Raw genomic sequence first — 9,269 nt, forward strand, 5'->3', positions numbered from 1 at the left:
GGCCACCTCGATGTCCACGTCCGCCAGCGCGGCGCGGAAGGCGCGGGCGAATTCCGCCGGCCGCTCGGGGGGCGGCACGCCGGCGCCGTCGAACCAGGCGGGGGAGAAGGCATCACGCATAGTAGAACGTTTCTAAATCGTTGCCGAATTGCGACAGCCTCATGATTATCATCCGCGGTTCGCTCCAGTCCATCTTTTCCGGCGCCCCAGTCCAAGACATGCAGAGAGCGTCGGCCGCATGAAAGCTGTACGCGATCCACGGCCGACTTGGATTTTCGGACGGCTGGGGAGGCTCCTTTTTCAGAACGACTTAAAACTGCGGGCGGACACATGCCTCGTTCTTCCATGCCTCGTTCTTCGATGCCTCGTGCTTCATTCGGGTCTTTGACCCCCTGCGCCGTAGGTGCGGGCGCGCTGCTGGCGGCGCTCGCCGCCGCCCCCGCCGCCCGCGCGCAGGACGCGCAGCCCCCCCGGCCAGAGCGAGGAGATCACCCTCGACACGCTGGTGGTGACGGCGGCGCGCGCCGAGCGCCCCATCGCCGACGTGCCGCAGACGGTGCGGGTGATCGACCAGGCGGAGATCCAGGAACAACTGGAGCTGACCAACAACGCCGCCGCGGTGCTGGCGAAGCTGATCCCCGGCTATTCGCCGTCCACGCAGACCATCTCCAGCGCGTCCGAGAATTTCCGCGGCCGCGACCTTCTGGTGATGATCGACGGCGTGCCGCAGAACACGCCCCTGCGCAACGTCTCGCGCATCCTGCCGCTGATCGACCTCAACGCGGTGGAGCGCATCGAGGTGGTGGCCGGCGCCTCCAGCCTCTACGGCTCGGGCGCCACCGGCGGCACCGTGAACTTCATCATGAAGCGCCCGCAGGACGGCAAGCCGCAGGTCTCCATCAACACCGCGCTGCGCATGTTCACCGCCGATCCGGGCAACTCGCTGGCGCCGGAGGTCTCGGCGACGGTGACGGGCGGCTCGAAGACCGGCTTCGACTACATCTTCACCGGCACCGGCACGTTCGCCGACCGCACCTATGACGGCGCCGGCAACGAGCTGCCGTCGGACGGCATGCTCGGCCAGGGCGGCGGCGACCGCTTCGGGCGCGGCAACTTCTTCGGCAAGATCGGCTACAATTTCGATCCCACCAAGCGCCTGGAGGTCTCCGCCGGCTGGACCTATCTGGAGCAGAACCCGCAGTGGATGACGCGCTACGGCCTGCCCTACGCCCAGCCCGACTTCGGCAACTTCTACACCGGCATGCGTGCTGGAGGACACCAAGACCGTGAGCGCGCGCTACACCGACAGCGCCTTCGCGCTCGGCAACCTGTCGCTCTTGGCCTATTACAACGACGTGAAGAAGCGCTTCAACTTCTCCGATTTCAGCATCGACTATAACGGCGCGGTCTATTACTCGGGCAACCTCGGAAATCCCACCTCGCCCTACAATCAGAGCGAACTCTATTCCGAGCGCACCGGCCTCAACCTCACCATCGACACGCCGATCTCGTTCCTGAAGGGCGCCACCTTCACCTGGGGCGGCGACATCGTCCACGACGACACCTGGCAGACGCTGACCAACGGCCAGAACATCTTCACCCCGCTCTCGCAGATGAGCTACGCCGCCTTCGGCCAGCTGCAGGTGCCGATCGGCGAAAAGATCGTGGTGCGCGCCGGCGCCCGCTACGAGCTGCTGGATCTCACGGTCAGCGACTTCGTGCGCCCGCCGGTGTTCATCGGCTTCTCCGGGCTCGGCTATGCGGTGCTGCCGGACCTGCCGGTGACCGGGGGCCAGTACCAGTATTCCGCGCCCACCTTCAACGTGGGCGCACCTACAAGCTCACCGAGACCAGCGAGCTCTACGGCGGCTTCAGCCAGGGCTTCGCGCTGCCGGACATCGGCGCCTTCACCCGGCGCGCCGGCGCCTCGGGGGCGTCGGAAATCCTCTATTACGGCTGCTATATCGGCATGGGGCCGTTCCCGCCGGTGAACTATACCTGCCCGAAGAAGCTCTCCATGTCTTACGACGACCTCGGCATCGAGGCGCAGATCGTCAACAACTGGGAGCTCGGCATCCGCGGCAGCGCGGGCCGCTTCCGGGGGAGCCTGGCCGGCTACTACTCCACCTCGGACGCGGGCGTGAACTTCGTCGCCTCCACCAACACCGTCTCCCAGACCAAGGAAGTGATCTATGGCGTGGAGGCGACCGCCGAATACCAGGTGAACGACCAGTTCACGGTTGGCGCCAACGGCACCTTCCGGGAAGGCCAGTGGGACAGCGACGACGACGGCGTGATCGACGCCTTCCTGCCCAACAACCGCATCGCCACCCCGGTGCGCGGCACCTTCTGGGGGCAGTATGCCTTCCAGGCCGGCACATCGTGCGCCTGGAGATGGAGGGCTGGTCCGGCCGCGACGTGTTCGACGGCACCGGCACCTATGTGATCGAGAGCGGCTACACCTTCAATGCCGCCATCAGCCACCCCTTCGGCGGCGGCCTCGCTTATGCCTCGGTCAGCAACCTGCTCGATGCGCAGTACGAGAACCCTTCGGCCACCGCCACCCGCAACCTGCCCGTGATGGCCTGGGGTCGCACGGTGACGCTCGGCTACCGCAAGACCTTCTGATGGTGCGTCTCGACGAGGAACCCGGCAGCCTTTTGGTGCTGCGCTTCCACCAGCCCTATGGCGAGGCGACGAGGCAGCGTATCTTGCCGGCCTCGACGCCATCGCCGCGCACGAGGGCCCGTTCCGCCTGATGACCGTGTTCGGCGGCGGGCCGGCGCTTTCGCGCGCCGGCGAGCGGGCGCAGGCGCTGTGGTTCAAGGCGACGCGCGCGCGCATCGACGGCCGTGTGCCAGGCCTGCGCGATCGTGCGGCCCCCATGCGGGGGAGGAGATGGCGCAGGTGTTCCGGCGGCTGTGGTCGTTCCCGCTCATCGCCACACCGGACGAGGCGGAGCGCGCGCCTGTTCAAGGCGGCGGCGGAGAAGGGCAGCGGGGCGGCGGCCTACAATCTCGGCCTGCTCTATCTTCAGGGCCGCGCCGTGCCCAAGGACGTGCCGGAAGCCGCGCACTGGTTCGAGGTGGCCGGCAATTCCGACCTCGAGGATGCGGTCTATGCGCTCGCCGTCCTGGTGAAGGACGGCAACGGGGTCGACCGGGACCCCGCGCGCGCCGCCAGGCTGATGGCGAAGGCGGCCCGGCTCGGCCACGTCACCGCGCAGGTGGAATTCGCCATCATGCTGTTCAACGGCGTCGGCGTACCGAAGGATGAGGCGGCGGCGGCCGTCTTGTTCCGCCGCGCGCGCTGTCCGGCAACGCCATCGCCCAGAACCGCTATGCCCGCCTGCTCTCGGTCGGGCGCGGCACCGGCCAGGACAAGGTGGCGGCGGCCAGCTGGCACCTGGTGGCGAAGAAGAAGGGGCTCGGCGACCCCCTGCTGGACGACGTGGTGGCCAAGCTCTCCGACGCCGACCGCCAGAAGGCCGAGGCGCTGGCGCGCAAGTGGGGCGGCTGAGGGCGCCGGTCCCCGATCCGAAGCCCTGCCTTGACGGCGCCGCATGTCGCGGGCACACCTCGCGCCGACTTCACGCCTGCCCATTCGAGGCGCGCCCGTCCGCGGGCGCATGCATGGCCAATTCCGGGAACCCTTTCGCGATGATCCGTACCCCCCTCATGACCGTCATGGTGCAGGCCGTGCGCAAGGCCGGCCGCGCGCTGGCCCGCGACTTCGGGGAGGTGGAGCAGCTCCAGGTGTCCATGAAGGGACCGGCGGACTTCGTTTCCGCCGCCGACCGCAAGGCCGAGGACGTGCTGTTCGCCGAGCTGTCCAAGGCGCGTCCCGGATTCGGCTTCCTGATGGAGGAGCGCGGCCGGGTGGAGGGCACCGACCCCGCCAACGAATGGGTGGTGGACCCGCTCGACGGCACCACCAACTTCCTGCACGGCATCCCCATGTTCGCCATCTCGGTGGCGCTGGTGCGGAACGGCACGCCGGTGGCGGGCGCGATCTACAATCCCGTGGCGGACGAACTGTTCATCGCCGAGCACGGCCAGGGCGCGTTCATGAACGACCGGCGCATCCGCGTCGCCGCCCGCAAGAAGCTTTCCGATGCGGTGGTGTGCTGCGGCCTGCCGCACATGGGGCGCGGCGACCACGGCCAGTTCAACCGCGAGCTGGAGGCGGTGCAGACCCAGGTGGCGGGCCTCAGGCGCACCGGCTCGGCGGCGCTCGACCTCGCCTGGGTGGCGGCGGGCCGCTTCGATGCCTTCTGGGAGCGCAACCTTGCGGCCTGGGACATGGCGGCGGGGCTGATCCTGGTGCGCGAGGCGGGCGGCTATGTCTCGGACATGGACGACGGCGACAAGATTCTCGACAAGGGCCACGTGATTGCCGGCAACGAGCTGATCCGCCGCGATCTCTACCGCCTGCTGAAGGCGGCCTGATCGCTCACGCCGTCTCGGCGGCGATCCAGGCGAGGAACGGCGCGCCACCGCCCGCGACGGCAGGATCACGATCGCCGGCACCTCGTAGGGGTGGAGCGCGGCCACGGCCGCCGCCACCTCGTCGGCGCGGGCGGCGGTGGTCTTCAGCAGCATCACCACTTCCTCGGCGCGCTCGGTCTTTCCCTCCCAGCGATAGAGCGAGACCATGCCCGGCAGGATGTTGGCGCAGGCGATGAGCCGCCGCTCCAGCAAAGCGCACGCGGCCTCCTCGGCGGCGGTGCGATCGGGGAACGTGGTGTAGACGAGGCGGCAATCCATGGGCTGCTCCGGAAACGGCGGCTGCGGGGCCGGAGCCGCCAAGGTGCCCGCCTCAGCGCGTGCCGCCAAGCGGTGCCGCCGCGGCTAGTCGGGATCCGACTCGCACACGCAGCCTAGCTTGGCGAGTTCGGCATCGACCCAGCTGCGATCCAGCGTTCGCTCCAGGGTCGCCGCCAGTTGGCGCCGTTCGGACGCCTGTTTGGCAAGAGCGGAGGCAAGGATCTGCTCGGCGTCCCGCCTCGGGACGGACACGACGCCATCGGCATCGCCCGCGATCAGGTCGCCCGCCTCCACCACCATGCCGCCGAGGCAGATCGGGAGATTGATCTCGCCTGGCCCGTTTTTGTATGGCCCGCGATGGGACACCCCGGCCGCGAAGATGGGGATCGGGCTCCTGCGGATGAAATCGAGGTCCCGCACCGCCCCGTCGATGACGAACCCCGCGACCCCCCGCACCTGCGCATAGGTGATCATCAATTCTCCGATCAGGGCGTTGTGGAGAGCACCACCCCCATCGACGACAATGACGTCGCCCGGTTCAGCGATGTCCATCGCCTTATGGACCATCAGGTTGTCGCCGGGTTGGGTGCGCACGGTCAGCGCCGGTCCAACCAGTGGGCTGCCGTCGTGCAGCGGACGGAGCACCGCGCCACTGCCCTGGATGCGGGACATGGCGTCGCTGATGTTCGCCGTCGGCAGGCCCCTGAAGCGCTCCGCCAACTGCGCCGGCACGCGGGTGAACCGTTCCTTGATCCTGAAGCCGAATGCCATCGCCATGGACCTATGCGGGAGAAAGGGAAGCCCGTCCCGGCCTGGTCGTCCGGGACGGGCGGCGCTCAGTTGGGCGGCAGGGCGAGCTGGCGGATCAACTCCCCCCATTTGGCGCGCTCGGCGGCGACGAAGGCCGCGAGCTCCCGCGGAGTGGAGGAATGCACGGTGCCGCCGACGCTTTCGATCCGCTGGCGCAGGGCCGGATCGGTCAGCGCCTTGCGAACCGCTGACGCCAGCCTGTCCACCACCGGCTGCGGCGTACCGGCAGGGGCGAACAGGGCCCACCAAGTCTGTGCCTCGTAGCCGGCGAAACGCGGGTCCTGCGCCACTGTCGGCGTGTTCGGGAGGGAGACAAGACGCTGAGGGCCGGTAACCGCGATGCCTTTCAGCTGGCCGGCGCGGATGTGCGGCGCGGCCTCGAGTGCATTCACCACCACCAGGGGGACGTGGCCGCCGATGGCGTCGGTCACCGCGGGGCGTCCGCCGGGATAGGGGATATGCCGCAGCTCGATCCCCGCCTGCTTGGCGACCAGCGCCATGGCGAGGTGCGGCAGCGAGCCGATGCCGGGGGTCGCAAACGCAATCTCGTTCGGCTTCTCCTTCGCGAGCTTGACCAGCTCTTCCACATTGTTGGCCGGAAAGGCTGGATTGGCCGCGATAACGGAGGGGATCTCGCCCACCAGCGAGATGGGCTGCAGATCCTTCTCCACGTCAAATCCGGGCGACTTGAACAGCGCCATGTTGATGGCGAGCCCGTTGGTACCGAGGAGCAGCGTGTGCCCGTCCGGCGCGGCGCCGGTGACAGCCCGCGCCGCGAGGTTGGAGCCGGCGCCGGGCTTGGGCTCGACGACAAAAGTCTGGCCGAGGCTGGCCGACAGGTGCTCCGCAGCGCGCGGGCGACGGTGTCGACCGCGCCGCCGGGCGAGAAGCCCACATAGATCGTCACCGGCTTTTGAGGGATTGGGGTCGCCGCGGCCGCGGGCGCCGCCGCCAGCAGCAGCGCGGCAAGGCGAGCGTGATCCTCTTCTTGAGCATGGCGTCTTCCTGGCCTGGTGTTTGGTGCGGCGCGCCGGGTCGGCGCGCGTGCTTGTCCGGAGCTGGCGACGGTCAGGCGGGCTCGAGGCCGCGCACGATGGAGGGGAAGATGCGCTGGAAGCTCTCGGCATGGGTCGCGGCGCCGAAATTGCGGCGGCGGGCAAGGTTGCCGTTCTTTTCGGCGACGCCCTTGTAATAGTCCCAGATCGCCTTCTGGCTCTCCATGCACTGGATCGCCTGCCACTTCACATCCCACACGTCGGAGATGTCGAGGTGGGTGTCGGGCACGTACGCGCAGATCTCGGGCTGGTGCGGCTCGAAGCTGTAGACCTGCGGGGCGCCGGCTACCGGCCCCCACGGCCGGCCCTGGGCCTGGGCCACCTGGCGCGTCTCGAGCGCGAACCGGCAGGTCTCCACGTGATCCCAGTTCGAAGGGTCGACCGCGGATGGGTGATCATGAACTGGGGCTGGGCTTCCCGCAGCAGCTTGACGGTCCACTCGAACATCTGCGGCGTGGCGCGCAAGGGATAGTCCTCGGCATCGAGGAAATGAATCTCCGCGCCGAGGATCTTGGCCGCTTGCTCGGCCTCGGCGCGGCGGATGTCGCGCGCCTTGGCGGCGGTCATGGAGGGCTCGGTATAGAGGCGGGCCGATTCCCCGATCGCGCCGTAGCTCAAGCAAATAACGATGGGACGAAATCCGCGCCGGGCGTGGGAAGCGATGGCGCCGCCCGCGCGCCAGACGAAGTCGCCCACGTGGCGCTCACAACAACAAAAGTCTTTTCAGGCACTTAATATCCTCCGCACGGTTTGGCTCGGCCTCTATCCAGGCGATATCCGCACGAAAGCTAGCGACGGTACGTCGCCACGACGATCCAATTTATTGCATCAAGCTATGCCGTTTTCGATATAGATAGCGGTCCGGAGGGCCAAGGCGGCGGCCGGGAATGGAGGACTCGTGGCCCTGAAGAGCTATTCCCTGCTGAGGCAGCGCCTGCGCATCCGGCAATTGCGGGTCGCAGTGGCGGTCGCCGAACATGGCAGCATCGTCAAGGCGTCGAAGTCGCTCGGCCTGACCCAGCCGGCCGCCACACGCAACCTGCTTGAGCTCGAGGACTATCTCGGCGTGCGCCTGTTCGACCGCTTGCCGCGCGGGGTCACGCCCACGAGGTCCGGCGAGATGGTGCTCGCACGCGCCCGTCGGATTCTCGCGGAGGTCGAACGCATCCCCGACGACCTTTCCTTGCTGGAGAGCGGGCTTTCGGAGACGGCGGCGATCGGTGTGCTGCCGTCCGCCGCCACCGGCCTTCTGCCGCGCGTGCTCTCGCTGTTCGCGATGGAATATCCCGAGATCGCCATTCAAGTGGTGGAAGGCCGCACCAATGAGCTCCTGGCTCTGCTTGCCGCAGGCAAGGTCGATCTTGTTCTCGGCCGGCTCTATGACGCGGAGGCGGGGGACACCTTCCACCGCGAAGCGCTCTATCACGAACCCCTGGCGGTGCTCGCACGGGAGGGCCATCCCATCTTCTCGGCGGGGCTGGAGATCTGCGCGCCCTGCCGACGCAGCGCGCCGTCCTGCCGACTCTCACCCAGCGCATCGGTCAGGACGTGGATCGCGCGATCCGAGAAACGGCGTCAAGATTCGGCCCCCGGTGCTGCGGGCAAGCTCCATGTCGCTCATCCGTGAGCTGATTCTGGCCACAGACGTCATCTCGGTGCTCTCGCGCCTGGCCTTGGTGGGGGACCTGATCAGAGGAAACCTCAGAACCCTGCCCTGCGAAATCCGCACGCCGCCGCGCCCCGGCGGAGTCATTCTTCGCAGTCGGGACGACGTCACGGGGAGTGTCGGGGCCTTTCTGGCGGTGGTCCAGGCGTGTGTCCGAGAGCTGATCGTGACCGGCTACCTCAACGAGTTCAAGAAATGAGACACGCCGCCTCCCTCCTCAGGTGAGGTCGGAGAGATAGTGCATGGTGCCCGTGAGGCAGAGGCTGATGCGCCATTCCACCGGCACTTCCTCCAGCGAGAAGGCGAGGCGGTCGATGAGCAAAGCCGGGGTGCCCGCCGGCACGCCGAGCACCGCCGCATCCTCGGCCGGCGCGGCCACCGCCTTCAGCTTCTCGCGCGCCCGCGCCACGGTGACGCCGTAGCGCGCGGCATACAGGCCATAGACGTTGTTCGGCACGCCCGCCTCGACGAGGCCGGGAAAACAGCGTCTCGGGCAAAGCGAGGTCCTCCACCAGGATCGGCGCGCCGTCGAGCGCGCGCATGCGGCGGATGCGGATCACCCGCGCGCCGCGCACCAGCGCGAGCGCCTGCGCCTCGGCCTCGCTCGCCTTGCCCTTGGCGATGGAAAGCACCCGGCTTTCGGGAAAGCGGCGCACGCCGTCGTCCGACACCAGCTTGAAGAACTGGAACAGGATGCGGTCCTCGTCGTGGCGGGCGACGAAGGTGCCGCGGCCCTGGCGGCGCACCACGAGATTTTCCGCCGCCATCTCGTCCAGCGCCTTGCGCACCGTGCCCTGGCTGACGCGCAGCTCCGCCGCGAGCTGCATCTCGCTGGGCAAAGGCGCGCCGGGCGCCCAGACGCCTTCCACCATGCGGCGGATCAGGGACTCCCGCACCTGGCGGTAGAGCGGCTTGGAGGCGAGGCCGTCGGGCCTCCGGGGCGGCCGTGGGCGGGGGCGGGGCGTGCCCGCG

At 68.5% G+C, this 9,269-nt stretch carries 13 protein-coding genes and 1 pseudogene; 8 read left to right on the forward strand and 6 right to left on the reverse strand.

Annotated elements, in window-relative coordinates; translation table 11 throughout:
* Positions 1-403 precede the first annotated feature (403 nt).
* The 6 genes from AC2W7M_RS13540 (at position 404) to AC2W7M_RS13565 (ending at position 4,448) form a co-directional block, all read left to right on the forward strand.
* Positions 404-1,399, forward strand: coding sequence for a TonB-dependent receptor plug domain-containing protein (locus AC2W7M_RS13540; protein ID WP_486132797.1), 996 nt, complete (start codon positions 404-406; stop codon positions 1,397-1,399).
* A complete protein-coding gene (locus tag AC2W7M_RS13545; protein ID WP_486132798.1) occupies positions 1,287-1,991 on the forward strand; it encodes a hypothetical protein in 705 nt (234 codons plus the stop codon). The genes AC2W7M_RS13540 and AC2W7M_RS13545 overlap by 113 nt, the downstream gene beginning before the upstream one ends.
* Positions 1,889-2,446, forward strand: a complete 558-nt coding sequence (locus tag AC2W7M_RS13550; protein WP_486132807.1) for a TonB-dependent receptor domain-containing protein — start codon at positions 1,889-1,891, stop codon at positions 2,444-2,446. Before AC2W7M_RS13545 ends, AC2W7M_RS13550 begins: the two co-directional genes overlap by 103 nt.
* Positions 2,395-2,628, forward strand: coding sequence for a hypothetical protein (locus tag AC2W7M_RS13555; protein ID WP_486132799.1), 234 nt, complete (start codon positions 2,395-2,397; stop codon positions 2,626-2,628). Before AC2W7M_RS13550 ends, AC2W7M_RS13555 begins: the two co-directional genes overlap by 52 nt.
* Before the next feature lie 130 nt (positions 2,629-2,758).
* Positions 2,759-3,553: a tetratricopeptide repeat protein gene (locus tag AC2W7M_RS13560; RefSeq protein WP_486132800.1), complete on the forward strand. Its 795-nt coding sequence runs from the start codon at positions 2,759-2,761 to the stop codon at positions 3,551-3,553.
* Positions 3,554-3,659: 106 nt separating this feature from the next.
* Positions 3,660-4,448, forward strand: coding sequence for an inositol monophosphatase family protein (locus tag AC2W7M_RS13565; protein ID WP_486132801.1), 789 nt, complete (start codon positions 3,660-3,662; stop codon positions 4,446-4,448).
* A gap of 105 nt (positions 4,449-4,553) precedes the next feature.
* Here the strand turns inward: AC2W7M_RS13565 and cutA are convergent.
* The 5 genes and pseudogenes from cutA to AC2W7M_RS13590 form a co-directional block, all read right to left on the reverse strand.
* Positions 4,554-4,766 (reverse strand): annotated as a pseudogene (cutA, locus tag AC2W7M_RS13570) (divalent-cation tolerance protein CutA); the annotation flags it as partial.
* Between the two features lie 84 nt (positions 4,767-4,850).
* On the reverse strand, positions 4,851-5,537 hold the full coding sequence (locus AC2W7M_RS13575) for an RraA family protein (protein ID WP_486132808.1): 687 nt from the start codon (positions 5,535-5,537) through the stop codon (positions 4,851-4,853).
* Positions 5,538-5,602: 65 nt separating this feature from the next.
* Positions 5,603-6,703: a tripartite tricarboxylate transporter substrate binding protein gene (locus AC2W7M_RS13580; RefSeq protein ID WP_486132802.1), complete on the reverse strand. Its 1,101-nt coding sequence runs from the start codon at positions 6,701-6,703 to the stop codon at positions 5,603-5,605.
* On the reverse strand, positions 6,645-6,989 hold the full coding sequence (locus AC2W7M_RS13585; protein ID WP_486132809.1) for a PIG-L deacetylase family protein: 345 nt from the start codon (positions 6,987-6,989) through the stop codon (positions 6,645-6,647). Before AC2W7M_RS13585 ends, AC2W7M_RS13580 begins: the two co-directional genes overlap by 59 nt.
* Positions 6,917-7,327, reverse strand: a complete 411-nt coding sequence (locus AC2W7M_RS13590) for a PIG-L deacetylase family protein (protein ID WP_486132803.1) — start codon at positions 7,325-7,327, stop codon at positions 6,917-6,919. Before AC2W7M_RS13590 ends, AC2W7M_RS13585 begins: the two co-directional genes overlap by 73 nt.
* Before the next feature lie 202 nt (positions 7,328-7,529).
* Here AC2W7M_RS13590 and AC2W7M_RS13595 point away from each other — a divergent pair, with 202 nt between their 5' ends.
* Positions 7,530-8,258, forward strand: coding sequence for a LysR family transcriptional regulator (locus AC2W7M_RS13595; protein ID WP_486132804.1), 729 nt, complete (start codon positions 7,530-7,532; stop codon positions 8,256-8,258).
* The gene (locus tag AC2W7M_RS13600) at positions 8,242-8,496 is read left to right on the forward strand and encodes a hypothetical protein (RefSeq protein ID WP_486132805.1); all 255 of its coding nucleotides are present in this window, start codon (positions 8,242-8,244) and stop codon (positions 8,494-8,496) included. The genes AC2W7M_RS13595 and AC2W7M_RS13600 overlap by 17 nt, the downstream gene beginning before the upstream one ends.
* Here the strand turns inward: AC2W7M_RS13600 and AC2W7M_RS13605 are convergent.
* Positions 8,486-9,269: GntR family transcriptional regulator (locus AC2W7M_RS13605; protein ID WP_486132806.1), on the reverse strand; the 784-nt coding region annotated here is incomplete at its 5' end. The genes AC2W7M_RS13600 and AC2W7M_RS13605 overlap by 11 nt on opposite strands.

Source organism: Xanthobacter sp. BG11Y11_SDJG, assembly GCF_057364445.1.